The organism is Streptomyces glomeratus (genome assembly GCF_021462825.1).
Lineage (GTDB): Bacteria > Actinomycetota > Actinomycetes > Streptomycetales > Streptomycetaceae > Streptomyces > Streptomyces glomeratus.
Genome location: NZ_JAKEEB010000034.1, coordinates 38,508 through 55,870, shown reverse-complemented (window position 1 = coordinate 55,870; position 17,363 = coordinate 38,508). Strand labels below are relative to the sequence as shown.

The following is a 17,363-nucleotide window of genomic DNA, read 5'->3' as shown; positions in this document are numbered from 1 at the left end:
AGTGTCGATCAACGGGGGCAGTTGTGAGTAGCGACGGGTTGCGCGCCGATCCCGCGGTCCTCAAGGCCGAGGGCTTCAACATGTTCACGGTGGGCCAGAACTTCGGCAAGGCGGTGGAGCGCCTGCAGAAGGGCCTTGGCGCGCTCGAGGGTGGCAGTGGGGCCACCCCGCCGTGGGGCGACGACGACATCGGCGAGAAGTTCGGGGTGGTCTACGAGGGCCTGCGCGACGGCATGTACCAGTCGATGGGAAGCCTGGCGGAACGGCTCGCGGGGATGGGGCTGGCCTTCACCGAGATGGGCGTGCGACACGAGCGGAACGAGGGCGACGAGGACGCCGCCTGGCAGAAGATCACCGCTCAGTACGACGGCCAGGTGGAGATGCCCACAGGGCCGCACCACATACGTCGTCGTCAGGAGGCCTGAATCCCTGATCGGTCGCCGTCACCGTCACCGTCAAGGGACCTGATCCCTGACGGTCGCCGTCACCGTCAAGAGACCTGATCCCTGACGGTCGCCGTCACCGGTCAGGAGACCTGTCCGTCGTCGCCAAGCGGCTTGGGCCTTTCTCCGTCCTCGTCAAGCAGCTCGCACCATCCTCTTCAAGCCGCTTGGCCTGCAACAGATTTGTGACAGCAACCCCCTGAAGTTGCCTGCGGGTGAGTACGTAAGCTGTGCGTACGGCTGTTCCATGCGCGATCTCCCTTGAAAAGTGAGGGAGTTGGACGCCGGTTGCCGACGGGGGTGGGTGTGCTGTGTCGATGATGCTGCCGGACGAGCTCGAATGGGTTCTCGAGATGCTCGGCTATCGCTGGCCGACTGCAGACGAGGACAAGCTCAGGGACTCCGCAGCGCTCTGGCGGAAGTTCGGCGACGACGTCACGGAGCTGCATGCCTCGGCGAACGCCAGCGCCAGGACGGTGGTGGCCCACAACGCCGGTGAGTCGATCGACAAGTTCACCAAGGCCTACGCCAAGTTCGACGGCGGCAACGGCTCTGACGGCTACCTCGCGAATGCGGCACAGGCCGCCTACACCATCGCAAACGTGATGGAGGCCTGCGCCTACCTCGTCGTATTCGCCAAATGGGCGGTGATCGCCCAGCTGATCGCCCTGGCCTTCGAGATCGCCGCCGCCCAGGCCGCCGCGCCCTTCACCTTCGGCCTGTCGGAGGTCGGCGCGCTCGGTGCCACCCAGGCCACTCGACTGATCGTGCGCCGCCTCCTCGACGAGCTCAAAGAGGCGCTGATGGAAGCGATCGTCGAGGCGATGAAGGAACCCGCCATCTCGGCCATCGAGGCGATCATCACCGACCTCATCCGGCAGACGATGAACGTCGGCTTCGGCGCCCAGCAGGGCTACGACCTCGGCCAGACCGTCAAGGCCGGTAAGGACGCCGGCTGGGATGCCATCAAGCAGACCCCGCAGACCCTGGCCGAGGGCGTGCGCGACAGCCTGGGCCAAAAGGCCGGCCACCGCTTCCACCACGCCATCGACAGCCGCATCGACGGCTACCACGGGTCGGGTACGGAGGACGGCGAGGGCGGGGATGGCGGAGACGAGGGATCCGACTCCTCGTCGAGGTCGTCGTCGGAATCGGATTCGGACTCGGGGTCCTCGTCCGACTCCTCGTCCCACTCCTCGTCCCACTCCTCGTCCGACTCCTCGTCCGACTCCTCGTCCTCGACGTCGTCCGACGACGCCGGCTCGTCGGGATCGGACTCGTCGACGTCGAGGCACTCGGACACGAGTACGGACTCGGACTCGGGCTCGGGCACGGATTCCGGCACGGGAAGGAACATAGGCAGCGGGATATCCGCCGACACCGGGGGAGCCGGGGTTCACACGCCGGACGTGGGCATAGGCCCTGACTCTCACCCCGGTTCCGACTCTGGCTCCGGCTCGGGATCCGACTCCGGGCCGGGGCAGAATCCTTCCTCCTCGGATCTCCCGACCTCGAGGCATACGACGTCGCTGGCGGACTTCGACGACCCCTCACCCGGCGGGGCCTCGCACAACGGCTCGAACACCGACACCACCTCCGGTGCTCCGAGCACGTCCGGCCCCACCGGCACCGGCCACTCCTCCGTGTCCGGAATCTCCTCACCGACCCCGCACGCCGCACCCACCCACGCGTCGTCCGGCGGCACGGCGTCCCCGACGGGTGGCGGCAGAGGAGGCGGGATCGGCACGTCGATCGACAGCCTGGCCGCCAGTGCCCCCACCCAGTCCCACGCCGCCCCCACCCCCACCACGACGGACCACTCCCCCAGCGGAACCGGTGGCCGTACGGACGGCAACTCGGCCATGCCGACCTCGCCCACGCCTCCCTCGACCACAAGCGGCGGGCCGGCCCCGCGCGCCGGCGCGAGCACGCCCGGCAGCACCTCCTCCACGCCGGGCCCCACCAGCCCGACCTCCAGCCCGGGTCCGACGAGGAATCCTTCCTCTACCACCCCCAACACCCCCTCGCCGACGGGAACCGGCCCCGCGTCCACTCCCAGCCCCACATCCCCGGCGACACCCCGGACACCCCAGGCCGCTACGCCGGACGGACGCACATCCGGTGCGGGCGACGGCCGTACATCCGGCACGGGCGACCGCCGGGCCCCCGGCACGTCGGACGGCCGCATCCCGACGCAGCGCACCCCCGGCACCGCCCAGGACGGCCGGACGGCGCCCCGCGGCACGCCTGGCACCACACCGGGCGACCGGACTCCGCCCCGCACCACCCCCGACGACCGCACGGCACCGCGGAACACCCCGGATGACCGCACGGCGCCCCGCGACCGGGCCACGCCTCGCACGGACGACCGGACGACACCCCGGGCGGACGACCGGACGACCCCCCGCAACGTCACGGACGACCGCACAGCCCCCCGCAACACCCCCAGCACCACACCCGGCGACCGCACCGCCCCCCGTAACACTCCTGACGCAACCGACACCCGGACAACACCCACCCGAGGCCAGAACCCGAACGCGAACTCCGACCCGAGTTCCAACTCGAACTCGAACGCGAACTCGTCCACGAGCCGCACCCCGAACCCCAGCTCGAACCCGACCCAGAACCGAACCACGAACCAGAGCCCGAGTCAGAGCACCCCGTCCCCCACCTCGTCCAGCACCGGGCCCGAGCGGACCTCGAACCCGGGCAACCAGACCTCCAACGCATCCGGCACTCCCGGCACGCAGAACCCGCCGGGCCCCCGCCCCAACCCCAACAGGTCACCGAACCAGCCGGCGGGCACGGCACCCGGCACCCCTCCGCACGCGAACGCCCCGCAGCAGCCGGCCTCACAGCACAACACGTCACAGGCGCCGGATGCCGGGACGGACAAGGCTCACGACCCCCAGCACCACCAGGTGACGCCGGTCCCGATCCACACCGTCGTCCCTGGCGCGACACCTCCGCCACACGCGACCAGTGCCACGCCGCAGCCACCGGGCGCGCCCCACGCCGACCCCGGCACGTCCACTCAGCAGCACCCGCACCAGGACAGCCTCGACGACATCCGCAACGACCTGGACCACTACCCCGGCGGTCTGACCGAACCACACCCCGACGACCAGCACGCGCTGGTCAACGCGGTGCCGCACAATCCCGACGGCACCCCGCAGCGCTTCCCGGACCCCTTCGGCCAGTGGTCCCAACTCCAGAACGACGGCGGCAACCAGGTCCCCGGCCGAAGCAACAACTGCGCCGACTGCTCCCGCTCCTTCCTGGAGACCTGGTACGGAAACCCCCAGGTCTCAGCCCCGCGCACCCTCGACTTCAACGAACACGGCAACCCCGACCTCTGGTCCCCCGAGAACAACGCCAACGCGAACCAGATCCGGTGGGCGGGCGCCGAACACACCTACGCCGGCACCGGCAGCGACCCCGACACCCCCGCCCGCATCGCCTGGGACCTCCACCAGGCAGGCCACGGCGCCGCGGCCATCGTCCAGGTCGACTGGCCCGGCGGAGGCGGCCACGCCTTCAACGCCGTCAACTACCACGGCAACATCGTCTGGATCGACACCCAGAGCGGAGAGGTCAGCCACCAGCCCCTCCACATCCCCAACGCGGACCGCGTCTGGCACATCCCCCTCGACGCCAACCGCAACCCGATCCACCCCACCCCCACGGACACCACCACCTCCCACAACGAGTCGGACAACCCCCAAGAGGGAACCGGCACTCATCACCAGGAGTCCGACAACTCTCCCGAGTCGAGCGAGGACCACAAGGCCCCCGAACCGGACTCTTCAAACGAGACTCCGAAGAAGGCTCCCGACGAAAACACCCACACCCCGGACGCAGAAACCGCCCCGCACAATCCACCTCTCACCGAGCCCAACGGTCACGACGGGGAGAGCTCGTCCCACACCGAGCCGCAACCGACTCACGCGGACATACCGAAGACCGATGGCCCTTCAGCTCGCCATCCTTCGGACCCCGCACAGGAGACGGACTCCGAATCCACGCACACCACCGGCGAGAGCAGGAACGGGAACCAAACCGACCGAGTCACACCCCAGACCGGGCAACCGCCTGCGCCGGACTCGCACACGACCGGGACATCGACTCACCAGGCGCCCAGCGGAGACACAAGCCGGCCGAGTACCGGCGGCACGCATCCGGCCGGTCACCACACCACGACCACCCATGCACCAGCTGCACCAGCCGGCACTCATCATCAAGGACCTGAAGAACCAGGGGCCGGTTCACCGGACTCGGCGCACAGCAGCCACACCGAAACCCACGAACCGGTCACCGAGTCACACCACCCCCTCGACGACCCCAGTCGCACCGACCATCCACGTCTTCCCGAGCGGGAGACCGCCGACTCGACTCATTACGGCATGGCGCCGATGGAGCATCAGGCGGCGCTGCGTGAGACGAACAACGTCCGGCAGGTTGACCTCGATCCGGTTCATCAGCAACTCAACGACTGGCTCACCCCCGTCCCCGACGAAACCGGCAACGGTACGCGGATCCCACTTGTCGACGCGCTGCAGTCGTGCAGTCCGCCACGGTCCGATGATCCGGACCACAAGCCGACCATTCTGCGCCACGACGATCTGGCCAGAATTCTCCCGGGCTTCGCCGACATGCATCCGGGTGAACGAGGCGCGGTGATCGCGTCGCTCGGCCGCTTGAGCCACAACTTCCATGCGTCCCATGCCGTCGGCGCAAGCCCGGAACCAAGGGACGACTATGACTCTCGCGGCGAAAGAGCGCATGCAAGCGCGAATTGGAAGGCCAGCCACCGCGACGACGAGGAACTCAGGGAGGCCATCAAGGAAGAATTCTCCGGAATTACGAAGGCATTGGAAGCCTCAGGCGAGCATCGCCCTGACTTCACTGGACGAAACTATGCGGCGGTTGAGGTATACGATCCAGTCAGCAGACAGATCAGCTATATGGTAGACAGCTCCTATCCGAACCCCAACGGGAAGCACTCGGAGAAGAACCTGCTTGACTATCTGAACGAAGTCAACCAAGGGCGCGACGAGGGGGATAGATACACACCATTGAGCATGTATTCAGACAGAGAACCTTGCGGCTTTGGGCAAGGGTACGCAAATTGCGCCGATCTCCTGTCGAAAGAGATGCATGGTGTCGACGTCTTCTATGGAACTGGATACCGGAAGAACGCGGAAATCACAGAGCCCGAGCTAACCCCGGACGGCGGCTATAAGAAGCAGTTTGACAAGGATCTTGCAGAGAATCTTGCAGCACTCGGTAAGATTTGGGTCCGCGCCATGGGGGAAGGCGGCTTGCAGAACACCACGACAGAGTGAACCCGGCAGAGGGGAAAGCACCCACCATGCATCCACAGGACAACCACCACGAAGCGGCCGACCAGCTCCGCTCGTGGATGGAGAACCCGTCCCCCGCATACGGGTTCCAGTTCCTGGACGGCCCCTCCCCCGCAGGTAAGACCGAGCTTCTGCGGGCTTTGGACGACGCGACGTCTGGGACATGTCTCGTCGACGCCAAGGGTCTGTCCACCGAGGAATTGGTGGACGCTGTCATGCAGGAACTCGGCATTCCGTACGGGGACCGCAGAAGCCTGTCCTCCCTTGCCAGCGTCATGAAGATTCATAAAAAGGAGCACAATCTGAGTCGTGTCGTTCTCGTGGCCAACACCCAATGGGCCGGCAGTACGAGAGACACCACTGAGCCTCGACGCGCCGCAAACGCCCTCGCAGGGGGATTCGGGATCCACTTCAAGAAGACCGGGGTGAGGTTTGTCATCGAAGTCGACAGCGACGTGCAGGACCTCAGCCCGCGCAACCGCTCCCCCATCACTCTGACTTCCCGCTTCGAAGATCGTGAGGCGCCTTTCTCTTCGCTCTCACTCCGGCAGCGCACCGCAGTGCAGGCATTGGCGCTGGCCGAGTCGCGCAGCTTGCGTTTCGAAGAATGGATCGCTCTCTGCTCCGTCCTCGGTACCAAGTTCGACGGATCAGAACTGCAGGCTGTTGCCGGGGAGTCGGCGCTTGTATCTGTGGACAGCAATAGTGATCTGCCTGTATCGCTGACCCGCGAGTCCGATGCCCACAGACTGCGGGGTGAGTTCCCTGCAGGGAAACTGCACGCTTTCCACCATGACGTCGTGGATCACCTGCTCGCCTGCGGTGACGACGATCCGCTCGCCGACTATCTGGCCCGCGCCCTGCCGGCCCATGCCGCCGCCGGTGGCCGCTTCGAGGAACTCCTGTCCGTGCCCCGCGCGCTCGTCAAGTGTGATCACACCGCCTTGATCGAGGCACTGCCTGTTGCCTTCCCGGACGGAGTCCCCGCAGGCAGCCACGCCGCCGACCTGCACTACCTCGATGCCCTCGGCCTGGCACCCTCCTCGCACGCCGAATGGCTGTCGCTCCTGCACCTGTTGTCGCTCAGCCAAGGCGACCCGGAGCGCGCACGCGCCCTGACAGAATCTGCTGGCCCCCTGCCTTGGCGGACCGTCTGGACCAACTGGCGGGCGCCTGGCCACCTTCACGCCCGCGGTTCCCAGACCGACGCCATCGACGCCCTACGGGCCGACGTCGCCGCCTTCACCGTCACCAGCACCACCGCAAACGGTGTTGAGCAGACTTGGCACGCCAATACCGGACAGCTCACCGAGCCTGGCAGCCGCGGCGACCACGCGGACTCGGAGACTCCGACAGAGCCCACACCACAGCCCCTCTGGCGAGCGGAACCCTCCTGGAACCTGGCCCGTCTCCAACTCGCGAACGACCCGGACGTGTCCCGCGTAGTCCAGGCGCCTAAGATCCGCGACGCCGCCTGTGTCGGCAACCTCGTGGTGATGGCCGGAGACCGCGGCCTTTACGCCATCGAACCCAACCTGCACTACACCGAGAGCACATCACTCCGCGCCCTGCCCTCTGCCGGACCGCGCGGGAGGATCACACCGCGCCCGTACGACGAAACGGCCTGTCGTCCCACCAGGGCCCGAGTGCTCGACATTTTCAGCGCGAATGCCGTGCCCACGCTAATGGAAGAGCGACTGCCCACAGGCCTGACACACGAACCGACCCGCCGCTTCCTCACAGACGTCGGCTTCCCTGCCGTCTCCGACTTCTACAGCCTCCACACGCACAACATTGGGGACATCGGTCTCGTGGAACACGCCTGGGAAGGCACCAAGGCGTTCCAGACGCCTGTTGGTGACGGCCCGTTCTACGAATTGGGTACCTGGATCGGCGGCGTCCTCCTCCTCGACGGACCCACCGGACGCGTACTGCGTCAGACACGACCGTCAGCCGTCGATGGCGACCACCCCGGAGAGCCCTTGGCCGGCTCCTCCCTCGCCCAGTTCGTCGCCATGGTCTGCCTGCAATGGGAGTACATGCTTGCCTACACCACATCCGGCGGCCTCGACAGCGCCGAGCTGCTCGCAGAGCTCACCGCATGGCTCTCGGCCCAGGATCCAGCAGCCGCGGCGACCCAGAACTGGGGCCATGTACTGGACTCGGACAACTTCTACTATCTGTAAGCCGGTACGACGCTAGACGCGCGGCCCCTGCGCAGGAACGTGCAACCAGGGATGACTTGGGGCCTCCGCGCTCAGGCATCGCCGAGGCGGGAACCGCTGCCGGCATCTGGACCGTCGACCTCCAGGAAACAGACTGACAGAACCCCAGCCGAGGGACCATGCCAGACATCATCGACTCTCTCGTACACGCCCTCAGCAATGAGGACCGCAGCAGTCGGGTCGCCGCTGAGGACGGCTTGGTGGCACTTGGAGCCCGAGTCGTCGACCGGCTGCTGCCCGTTCTGTGCCTCGGTAGACACGCCGGTGGATACCTGGGCGTCGAGGCCGTTCTCCGTCGGTTGGGTGACGAGGCGGTGCCGCGTCTGCGAGAGATCCGACGTCATGGCCCCGGAAACCTGCGGAGCGTGGCTCTCCGTGTCATCACCGACTTGAGCGGCGAGCAGGGGCTGGACAGCGCCGACCGCCGAGCCATCGAACGCCTTGTGCGGATCAAGTTGCTGTCCGAGCTCCCAGTGAAGGTCCCTGCGGAGGCCGGTCGCTGGCTGGCCTTCCCAGCAGACCGGCTCGACGACGCCGTAGCCGCCCTCGGTCTGCACGATCTGCGGCCGGTCACCACCGTCATGGGCGTGGCCGCCGCCACGGAGGCAAACGACTCCCTGGAGTTCCAGGACTCCCAGGGTGAGACACAGACCGCCTACCGGGTCTTCATCACCCCTGAGTTCGAGAACTGGCGCTCGTCCCTGCAGTTCAAGAACTGGCGCATGCTGTGGGGGAATTCGTTCTTGGACGAACTCGACGGTTTCGACCTGGCCAATAGACTTAGCGAGCGATGCGGTGAGGCTCACTTCTACATCATCGACCCCTACAACGACGCCGAGAACTGGTACGTCGCCCGCGGCGGTCACCTGGTACGAAGCTTCGGCACCCATAACTATCCACAGTTCGAGGGAGAACCCCTGCCCTTCGAGGTGGAGTTCAGAGAGGATGCCGTAGACGAGGACGAAGCCGAGGAATATTCCGAGGGCGTTCCCTACGCACGCACAGCAGCCGACAATCTCTCGGTGGAACCGGGCCCCATGCTCGCGGCCGATACACACGGCCACGGGTGGCTCGCCACCACCCACCCCGAGGTATCCCCCTTCCGCTTCAAAGGCGCTTTGCCCATCTGACGCCTGTGCTGCAGAGGAGTTGGCGCAGCGTCGCCAAATGCAGTCTCATATGCCGGTGGCGTCGGTGATCAGGTGGTGTTTGCTGCCGGTTCTGCCCGGGCATCCCGCTAGCCGCCCCCTGACCGGCGGCCACCGCAACGATGTCACCCGGCTCATCCCGCTGCTCGAAGCGGTGCCGCCGGCGCGGAGCAAGCGAGGCCGGCCCTGGCGCCGCCCGGACGTGGTGCTGGGCGACCGCGGCTACGACCACGGCAAGTACCGCCGCGTGGTCTTTCGTCCCGGTGTGAAGCCGCTGATCGCCCGTCGCGGCACCGAGCACGGCCCCGGTCTGGGCACCCAGCGCTGAGTCGAGGTGCGCGCGTTCGCCCACCTGCACTGGTTCCGCCGCCTGGGGATCCGCTGGTCGATCCCGACGACATCACGAAGCCTTCCTCACCTGGGTTGTGCACCTATCTGCCGCCACCGTCTGCGCTCACGCTGTTGACCGGGTCAGCGGGTAGGAGGAGGGGCACTGGGGGTCGCGAATGCATGCTGCTTCCTGGGCGGCCATGACCTCGTCACCGTGCTCGAAGGCCCATGCGCCGACGGCGTCGATGGGCGCCAACAAGGTCCGGCCCAGAGCGGAGAGTTGGTACACGACCCGTGATGGTGCGTCGGGGTGTGCCTGGCGGTCGACCAGTCCGTTGAACTGCAGTCGCCGCAGAGTCTCGGTGAGGACCTTGGAGCTGATGCCTCCGATGCGCTCCCGTAGATCGACCGCGCGCCTGGGGCCGTCGCGCAGAGCCCAGAGCACCACGGCGTTCCAGGTGTTGGAGAGCAGGTCGAAGGCGAGGCGGGCACGGCAGTCGGCGAGGAAGGCGTCGGTCGTCACGTACCAAATGGTGCCCGAACCGCCTTCTAGCGTCGGTGTGAACGGTCGAAGCAGGCACGGAGAGGGAACGCGTGATGAGAATCGGCGTACTGGGAACGGGCAACATGGCCGACGCGCTCGCCACCCACTGGGTGCGGGCCGGGCACGAGGTGATCATCGGGGGACGGGACGCACACAAGGCGGCGCGGCTCGCCAAGCGCATCGGAGGCAGCGCGAAGCCTGCCGGTCTGCGCGCGGCGGCCGAGTCCGGTCGGGAGGTGGTGCTGGCCGCGCTGCCCTTCGGGGCGGGAGTGGACGTGGCACGGGACCTGCACGCGGCCCTGGAGGGGAAGGTGCTGCTCGACTGCTCCAACCCGCTCGGGCCGGACTTCCGGCTGCTGACGGAAGGAGGCCCCTCAGCCGCGCAGCGACTCGCCGCGGCGGCACCGGGAGCCCACGTGGTCAAGGCTTTCAACCTGTGCCACGAGGACGTGTGGCGCATGCGGCCGCCCGTCTTCGGCGGGCGACCACTGGCCGTGCCCATCTGCGGGGACGAGGAGACGGCCCTCGTGCGTGCACGCGAGTTGGTCCGGGACGTGGGCTGCGAACCCGTGGCCGGCGGCGGTCTCGAGCGTGCGGGACTCCTGGAAGCGACCGCCGCGCTGTTCGTCGCCCTGTGGGTCGGCGAGGGAGCGGATGCGCAGGCGATCGCACCTCCGCTTGCATACGCGGCCGGTCCGAGCCGCCAGGAAACGGAAGGCGGCACGGCGGCATTCCGTTAGGGGCTCTTGGACCGTACGAGGAACCGGCACCCGGCCCCCCGACGTCGTATCGATCACGATTGCGGATGCGGCCGGTCCCGTTCCATGACGGGGACATGATCGGGGGCTCGATGCGCCGCGTCCGCTGCGGGCGAGTGAGGTGCGAGCCGGTCGGCCCCGTGACGGTCTCGGCTCCCGAGGGCCGGCGATGGCCGATGTCGGCCGCCCCTCACGGTGCCGACCCCGCCCACGGCCTCGGCGTGCCGCTCGGCGTCGAATCGGGATACCGTCCCAGGGACATGCCGCAGGACAGCCGCGCCCAACTACCCTGACGAGGAGAGCAACTCCATGACTCCGGACCACCCGGCTCCCCCGACCACCCCCGAGGAAGCCCTGGCCATCGTCCGCAGCCGCTATGCGCAGCCGAAGCTGGCCGACGGGACCCCGGCTCCCCTGCATGTCCACGAGTTCGACATCGGTTACCTGGTGTACGCGACGTTCCCGCCCACCACTGACGCCGAAGGCCGGCCGCGGCCCGCGCCGCCGGGCGGCAGCAAGATCGTGGTGGCCAAGGACACCGGTGAGACCGTCACCGTCCCCAACTACCCGACCGAGGCCGCGATCGCCCTGTACCGCCGGCAGCGCGAGGCGCGTCGACCCAACGCATAGCCGATCAAGGGTCGGACCAGCCGACAGGTGATCCTGTGACAGGTGATCCCGGTGCCCGGGACCCCGGTGCCCAGGACCCTCGTGTCCGGGACCCTGGTGCCCGTGATCCTGGTGCCCGGCGGACGTTTCTCACAGCGCGGGGTCGAGCGACAGGGAGGTATCCCCTGATGCCCGGCCGCACGCCTCCGCCCCCTGCGATCGGCACCTAAGATCGATGTCGTACGCACATGCGACCGCAATGGCGAAGGACGGGGAACGGGGACCCATGACCGGCTCGACCGAGGACTACGCACCGCACCCCCACATCGGCGGCCGTACCGCAGCGTTGCGTGCGCTCGCCGCATGGCGTGGGGCGGTGCCCGGGGCTCCGCGCGTGGTCGTGCTCACCGGCGACTCCGGCAGCGGGCGTTCGCGACTACTCACCGGCTTTCTGATGCTGTGCGAGCCGGAGTTCCGCAAGCGGCTGCCGCTGGACGCGATGGATCCGTCGACCGTGCCACCGGAACTGCCCGCCCCGGCCGTGCCGACCCCCGATGGACTGACCGCCGCGCAGGTGCTGTGGCTGCTCGCCGACCACTACGAACTGGACGCGACCAGCACGAAGGACGTGTTCGCCGAGATGGCAGCGCTCGGCGAGCCGGTGACCGTCGTCGTGCCGGATGTCGACCGGGCCGGCCCGGTACGGGCCGCGGATGAGCCCGCCCGGCTCGTACGGGAGGTGCTCGCTCCTCTCGCCGCCACCGCGACGGTCCGGCTCCTGGCCGAGGTGCCACGTCCGCTGGCCGCCGGTCTGGCCGCCGGTCTGCCGCCCGGCACCGTGCAGGTCATCGACCTCGACGCACCGGAATGGGCCGACCCCGAGGGCCTGGTGCTGCACGCCCAGGCCGCGCTCAACCCGGAGTTCGGTGCGCCTGAGCTGCCGTTCACGGTCGACCCCGCCACCCGACTGGCCCTCGCCGCGGCCATCGGCCGGCGAGCGGGGACGAGTCCGCTGGTCGTTCAACTCGCCGTGCAGGGCATCCTGACGGCGCCCGAGGGCTTCGACCCTTCCGACGAGCACCGGCTGCCGACCTCCGTCGGCGAGGCTCTCGATCTGCATGCCGGACGGCTCGGCGCCGACCCGGCAACGCTACGGCTGATGCTGGCGCCGCTCGCCCTGGCCGAGGCCGAGGGCATACCCGTCCACCTGTGGGCGCGGCTTGCGAGCGCGGTCGCCGGGCGGGACATGAGCGAGGCGATTGCGGGCGGGATGCTGCTCGCGGGGCCGTTCGTGCAACCTGTGGAGCAGCGGGAAGAGCGGGACGCGGAGCGTGGTGCGGGCACGGACGGGCGGGAGAACGGTCGGCGTACGCTGCTCCGGCTGCTCCACCCGGCTCTCGGTGACGAGATCCGCGCCGGTCTGCCGAACATCCGCGCCGCTCAGACGCAGATCGCGATGTCGCTGCTGGAGGCGGTGCCGGAGCAGGACTGGAGCAAGGCCGATCCCTATGTGCGCGACCACATCGCGGGTCACACCCTGGAGGCCGGTCTGCTGCCGCAACTCCTCACCGACCCGGGCCTGTTCGTGCACGCCGACCCGGTACCACTGCGCGCCGCCGTCGAAGTCGTACCGGTGGAGGCGCTCGGCGCACCAGCCCGTACGTACCTGCGTACGGCCCCCCTGCTGACCCGTACTCAGGCGCCCGCCCCGCTGCGTGCCGCCCTGCTGGAGACCGCGTTCGTCGAGGACGGTCTGCCCGAGTACGCCGATGCCCTACACCGGCTCGGCTTCGAGCTGCCCTGGCGGACGCTGTGGAGTCTGCCCGTCGCCGGCGTGAGCGCCGTGACCGTCGGCAGTCTTCCCAGCCCGGAAGGGCAGGCCACTCCTGTCGCCGTCCTCGCCGTACCCGCGGACACGCCCGGCGCTCGCCCGCTCGGAGAGGCGGGGGCAACCGGCAAAACCGGGGAAACGGAGGTAACAGGGGAAGCCGGGAAAACGGGGGAAACGAGGGACTTGGGGGACTTGGATGCGGCTGGGGAGACTCAGGAAGCGACCGCGGAGAGGGAAGAGACCGGCACGAAGGAAGAAATCGGCGAGCCCGGGGACAGGCACGGTTCCGCAGTGCTGATCCATGGTCTTCTCACACCCACTCCCGATTCCCTCGGCGACACCGATCCCGCCCAGGTCCTGCGCCCGTCCGAGGACGAGCGGGCGGCCGCCCCGCTGGGGCTCAGCCGGGGCGCCGACTATCTGCGCGTCTGGGACCGGGCGAGCGGGGATCTCGTGGCCGCGCTGATCTCCGACACGCCCTTCACCGCCGCCGACCTCTCCCCCGACGGCGTCCTCCTCGTCGCCACCGAGCAGGGGGCGAAGGCCCTCCTCATCCGTCCGGCGGGCTCGGCGATAGCCTCGTAAGCCTCACAGACACACCGCAGACGTCCCCTCCCCCCCTCCTCCACTCCCCCTCCTCCACTCCCCCTCCTCCACTCCTGTCCTCCCCCTCGACCGACCTCGAAGGAGCCACCCCGTGACCAGCCAGGAGCAGGCGCTCGCCATCGCCGACCGTTGGCTCAACCCGGAAGGCTCGGCGGCGCCGCGCCGTGAGGTCAGGATGCAGGAGTTCGACCTGGGCTGGGTTGTGTGGGCCGCGCCCTCGGCCCCCGAGCAGGACCCGGGGACCGGGGAGCGCCGGCCGCCCGCCGACGTCGGCGACGCATGCGGGGTCGTCGACCGTGGTACCGGCGAGCTGACGGTCTGGCCGTCGGTGCCGGTGGAGGAGGTCGTACGGATGTACCAGCAGAAGCACGGCGGCGGCGCGCAGGGCGGCCCCCAGAGCGCCGCCCCGGCGCAGGGTGCCCGTCCGGTCACGGGCCCCGGCAACACCGCCGTCTTCACCTACACCGACCCGGCCAACGGGGAGGAGACCACCCTCTTCCGCACCTCGGGGCCGGGCCTGCCTCCCGCCGAGTACCAGGCGTGGGCCGAGCTGCGGCGTATGAACGTCCCCGAGAGCAGTGTCCTCGCGATCCACACCGACCTGCGGCCCAGCCTGCTCCCCGGCGGCTACACCGCCGAACTTCTCAACCAGTTCCGCAACGCACAGATGTCCTGCACGCAGAACTACGGAACTCTTGCCGAGGAACGCGCGGAGGGCATCGCCGCCCTGGTCGAGCAGGTCGAGGCCATGCACCGGATGGCCGGCCAGCAGCCGCCGCCCCGCCCGCACCGTCTTCCCGTTCCCGCGCAGGTGAGGCTCGCGGAGCCGTTGCGTGACGTGGCCCTCGGGCGCCATCTCGTGGAGGTCTTCGGGGAGGAGGGCGTACGTCGCCACGACGCCGACGACGTCGCCGACAGTGCGCTGCCCGAGACCGCCAAGTCGACGCTCACCTGGGCAGGGCTCCCCGCCGACCTTCCGCTCTTCTTCACCGCCGACCGGCCCGACGCCCCTCCGGCCGGCGGCCTGTTCACCGACGTGGCCACGAACCTGCGCGAGCGCCGCAGCCCGGCCGCCGAGGAGAGGATCGGCGCCCTGGCCCACCTGGTGCGGATCGGGTTCGACGGGGTCGCGGTGGTCGCGGTGCAGTGCCTGCCCGGTTCGACGGAACCGGACGGACTCGGCGCGGTGTGGGCCGTGGACCCGGTCACCGCCGCCGCCCGCTACATCAACGTATCGGCGGCCGCCTTCGCCCGCTGCCTGGCGCTGCTCGCCACCACGCGGCAGCGGATGCGTGGCCTGGACCCGGTCGCGGCGGGAGCGGCGGTGGCGGCGTTGCAGGAGCAGCTCGCCGCCATCGATCCCTCCGCGCTGGGAAATCCCGACACATGGTGGTCGCTGATCGTCGAGCAGATGTGGCACGGGCTGTTCTGACCGTGGAGGCGCCGGGTGGGCCACCGCCCGCGCCACCGGTCGCCCCTGCTTGCTCAGTACAGCGAGAACCCGCCGCTGTGCCGCCCCTGGCTCTTCTTCCTGGACTGCGCGGCCTCGTCTTCCGAGCGCCTCGGCTCGGAGGCCCCGGACGGGGAGTCGCCGCTCGTCGGCGCCTCCCCGTGTCTGATCTGCTCGCGCTCCTCCTCGGAGAGCGTCTCCCACTGCCCACGCAGGGAGGCCATGCCCTCGCCCAGAGCGCGTGCCACCGCGGGGTCGTCCAGGGCCTCGCGCAGGGCGAGGCGGCCGGAGAGCAGCCTCTTCGCCGCATCCTGCATGTCCCTGCCGGCACCCTCGGTCTCGGACAGCTTGCGCAGGGCGGAGTTCAGGGAACGTATCTGCTCCGGTTCGAGCGCCTCGTCCAGCACACCGCGGTCCTGCGAAGAGCCGTGCGGGCTGGGTGAGTTCTCGGGTCGCCTGGTCATGTCGCTTCTCCTCGCTGCCCTCGTCTCTCGGACACCCGAAGTATCTCCCGTCGTGTACGGATGCCATGCTGACCCCCCACCGGCCGAAGAGGAGAAGGACCTCATCGTCATGGCTCAGACGCAGGGCATAGGAAAAGGCAAAGGAATCGACCGTTCCCTCGCCGGTCTCGTCGGCAGAGCCTTCGGCCGCCTCGGCCGCGCGGGCGGCCTGGTCTTCCTCCTCGCAGGCCTCGCCCTGAGCGGATGGGGCGCGTACGAGGGGGCGTACCTGGCGGGTTGGGCGGGCACGCACGGCACCCTGACGGTGAAGCAGTGCGAGGTGAGCTACCCGAACAACGCCTCCCGCAGCAGCCGCAAGAACCGGCGCCCCATCCGCTGTGAGGGCAGCTTCGTGTCCGACGACGGCAAGGGCAAGGACGCGGGCGCCGCGGTGCAGGTCAGGCAGCGGTACACGCCGGGCACCGAACTGTCGGTGCAGCAGACCGACGCGCCCACGGCGGACGACTCCGCGGACGGCGCCTACGTCCAGAGCGGTATGGACCGAGCCTGGCGCTTCTTCGCCGCCTTCTTCGGCGGCTGGGTCCTCACGGGCCTCGGAGTCTTCTGCCTCGCCACCGGATACGCGCCGTTCGGCCAGAGCCGCGTCTCGTTCGACGCGGCATGGGAGGCGGCGGGACGGGGTGTGACGCGCCCGATCGTGATCGGGACGATCGGTGTGGGGCTTGTCGGAGCCGCGGTGTCGTTCCTGGTCGGCTACTTCGTCTGACCCGGCCCGGTGGCGACCCGGCTGACGTCGGAAGGTCGGCCGTCAGCACCCGGCCTGCTGGGCCCCTGAGGGGCTCCCTACACTTCGCACCATGTCGTTTTCCGGCGAGCTCACCCCCTCCCCCAGCGCCACCGTCGTGCCCACCGGCCGGCGAGCCTCGCGGCGGATGATTCCCCTCGGCATCGTGCTCACCACGATCAGTGCCCTCGTGCTGTTCGGCGGCATAGCGGTGGCCGCCGGCCTCGGGGACGGTGAGCCGAACCCCAAGGGGATCGGGGGAATCGTCCTCGGGCTGTTCATGGGCTTCATCGGCGTCACCAGCCTGATCACCACCTGGGCGGCTCGGCACTCGAGCGTGAGCGTCGACCACACGGGGCTGTGGGTCGGCAACGGCAAGGCGCAGAACGTCATCCCCTGGCAGAGCCTGGCCGGAGTCGGGTTGCACTGGAGCGAGGTCGGCAAGCGCGGAGTGAAGATCTACTCCATCGAGCTGTGCCCCAACGCTCCCATCGACCGCGACGACCCGGTCCTCTGGCCTCTGGTCCGCGACGAGGAACCACTGCACCCCGCCCTCCCGCGGCTGCGCTACCGCCTGCCCGTCCCCGCGAGTTCACGGATGGCACTGGTCACGGCGATCCGGCAGCAGGTCCCCCGGCTGTGGTTCGGGGAGACCGAGCGTGCGGCCGGCTACATGGGCGTTCCGGATCGCAAGGGGCACCGGGAGCGTACGCGCGCATCCTCGCGCTGAAGGGCCGTGGGCCACCGTGGGCCGCCCTGGTCAGCGTCCTGGGCGGCCCTGCTGCTCTTGCCGGGCCTGCGTCGCGGG

Annotated in this window: 15 protein-coding genes and 1 pseudogene; 12 read left to right on the top strand and 4 right to left on the bottom strand. The window is 69.1% G+C overall.

Annotated elements, in window-relative coordinates:
• The first annotated feature begins 23 nt into the window (after positions 1 to 23).
• Both LZ604_RS28820 and LZ604_RS36590 read left to right on the top strand, forming a co-directional pair.
• Complete coding sequence (locus LZ604_RS28820; RefSeq protein WP_234518649.1) at positions 24 to 425, top strand: hypothetical protein; 402 nt, start codon at positions 24 to 26, stop codon at positions 423 to 425.
• 335 nt (positions 426 to 760) lie between these two features.
• A pseudogene (locus LZ604_RS36590) lies at positions 761 to 1,147 on the top strand (WXG100-like domain-containing protein); the annotation flags it as partial.
• 362 nt (positions 1,148 to 1,509) lie between these two features.
• On the opposite strand, the gene LZ604_RS28810 reads toward LZ604_RS36590, so the two are convergent.
• Positions 1,510 to 1,788: a hypothetical protein gene (locus LZ604_RS28810; protein WP_234518646.1), complete on the bottom strand. Its 279-nt coding sequence runs from the start codon at positions 1,786 to 1,788 to the stop codon at positions 1,510 to 1,512.
• Between the two features lie 84 nt (positions 1,789 to 1,872).
• Positions 1,873 to 2,454 (bottom strand): hypothetical protein, encoded by a 582-nt coding sequence (locus tag LZ604_RS36115; RefSeq protein WP_234518643.1) that lies wholly within the window; start codon positions 2,452 to 2,454, stop codon positions 1,873 to 1,875.
• A gap of 910 nt (positions 2,455 to 3,364) precedes the next feature.
• Here LZ604_RS36115 and LZ604_RS28800 point away from each other — a divergent pair.
• From LZ604_RS28800 to LZ604_RS28785, 4 genes are all read left to right on the top strand, one after another.
• Positions 3,365 to 5,788, top strand: a complete 2,424-nt coding sequence (locus LZ604_RS28800; protein ID WP_234518641.1) for a toxin glutamine deamidase domain-containing protein — start codon at positions 3,365 to 3,367, stop codon at positions 5,786 to 5,788.
• A 26-nt stretch (positions 5,789 to 5,814) separates the two neighbouring features.
• On the top strand, positions 5,815 to 7,992 hold the full coding sequence (locus LZ604_RS28795; protein WP_234518640.1) for an SUKH-4 family immunity protein: 2,178 nt from the start codon (positions 5,815 to 5,817) through the stop codon (positions 7,990 to 7,992).
• Positions 7,993 to 8,150: 158 nt separating this feature from the next.
• Complete coding sequence (locus tag LZ604_RS28790) at positions 8,151 to 9,161, top strand: hypothetical protein (RefSeq protein WP_234518639.1); 1,011 nt, start codon at positions 8,151 to 8,153, stop codon at positions 9,159 to 9,161.
• Positions 9,162 to 9,198: 37 nt separating this feature from the next.
• On the top strand, positions 9,199 to 9,507 hold the full coding sequence (locus tag LZ604_RS28785; protein ID WP_372482219.1) for a transposase: 309 nt from the start codon (positions 9,199 to 9,201) through the stop codon (positions 9,505 to 9,507).
• Positions 9,508 to 9,633: 126 nt separating this feature from the next.
• On the opposite strand, the gene LZ604_RS28780 is transcribed toward LZ604_RS28785, so the two are convergent.
• Positions 9,634 to 10,032 carry a winged helix-turn-helix transcriptional regulator gene (locus tag LZ604_RS28780; RefSeq protein WP_234518638.1) on the bottom strand — a complete coding sequence of 133 codons (399 nt, stop codon included), beginning with the start codon at positions 10,030 to 10,032 and terminating at the stop codon, positions 9,634 to 9,636.
• Between the two features lie 74 nt (positions 10,033 to 10,106).
• Between LZ604_RS28780 and LZ604_RS28775 the strand changes: the two genes are divergently transcribed.
• The 4 genes from LZ604_RS28775 to LZ604_RS28760 all read left to right on the top strand — a co-directional run bounded on the left by LZ604_RS28775 (position 10,107) and on the right by LZ604_RS28760 (position 15,289).
• On the top strand, positions 10,107 to 10,793 hold the full coding sequence (locus LZ604_RS28775; RefSeq protein WP_234518637.1) for an NADPH-dependent F420 reductase: 687 nt from the start codon (positions 10,107 to 10,109) through the stop codon (positions 10,791 to 10,793).
• Positions 10,794 to 11,120: 327 nt separating this feature from the next.
• Positions 11,121 to 11,441, top strand: a complete 321-nt coding sequence (locus LZ604_RS28770) for an SUKH-4 family immunity protein (RefSeq protein WP_234518636.1) — start codon at positions 11,121 to 11,123, stop codon at positions 11,439 to 11,441.
• Between the two features lie 265 nt (positions 11,442 to 11,706).
• Positions 11,707 to 13,836, top strand: a complete 2,130-nt coding sequence (locus LZ604_RS28765; protein ID WP_234518635.1) for an ATP-binding protein — start codon at positions 11,707 to 11,709, stop codon at positions 13,834 to 13,836.
• Positions 13,837 to 13,948: 112 nt separating this feature from the next.
• Entirely contained in the window at positions 13,949 to 15,289 is a 1,341-nt protein-coding gene (locus LZ604_RS28760) for an SUKH-4 family immunity protein (protein ID WP_234518634.1), read from the top strand.
• A gap of 53 nt (positions 15,290 to 15,342) precedes the next feature.
• On the opposite strand, the gene LZ604_RS28755 is transcribed toward LZ604_RS28760, so the two are convergent.
• A complete protein-coding gene (locus LZ604_RS28755) occupies positions 15,343 to 15,771 on the bottom strand; it encodes a hypothetical protein (RefSeq protein ID WP_234518633.1) in 429 nt (142 codons plus the stop codon).
• 109 nt (positions 15,772 to 15,880) lie between these two features.
• Here LZ604_RS28755 and LZ604_RS28750 point away from each other — a divergent pair, with 109 nt between their 5' ends.
• Both LZ604_RS28750 and LZ604_RS28745 read left to right on the top strand, forming a co-directional pair.
• Positions 15,881 to 16,537, top strand: a complete 657-nt coding sequence (locus LZ604_RS28750; protein WP_234518632.1) for a hypothetical protein — start codon at positions 15,881 to 15,883, stop codon at positions 16,535 to 16,537.
• A gap of 91 nt (positions 16,538 to 16,628) precedes the next feature.
• Complete coding sequence (locus tag LZ604_RS28745; protein WP_234518630.1) at positions 16,629 to 17,285, top strand: hypothetical protein; 657 nt, start codon at positions 16,629 to 16,631, stop codon at positions 17,283 to 17,285.
• Positions 17,286 to 17,363: the final 78 nt, after the last annotated feature.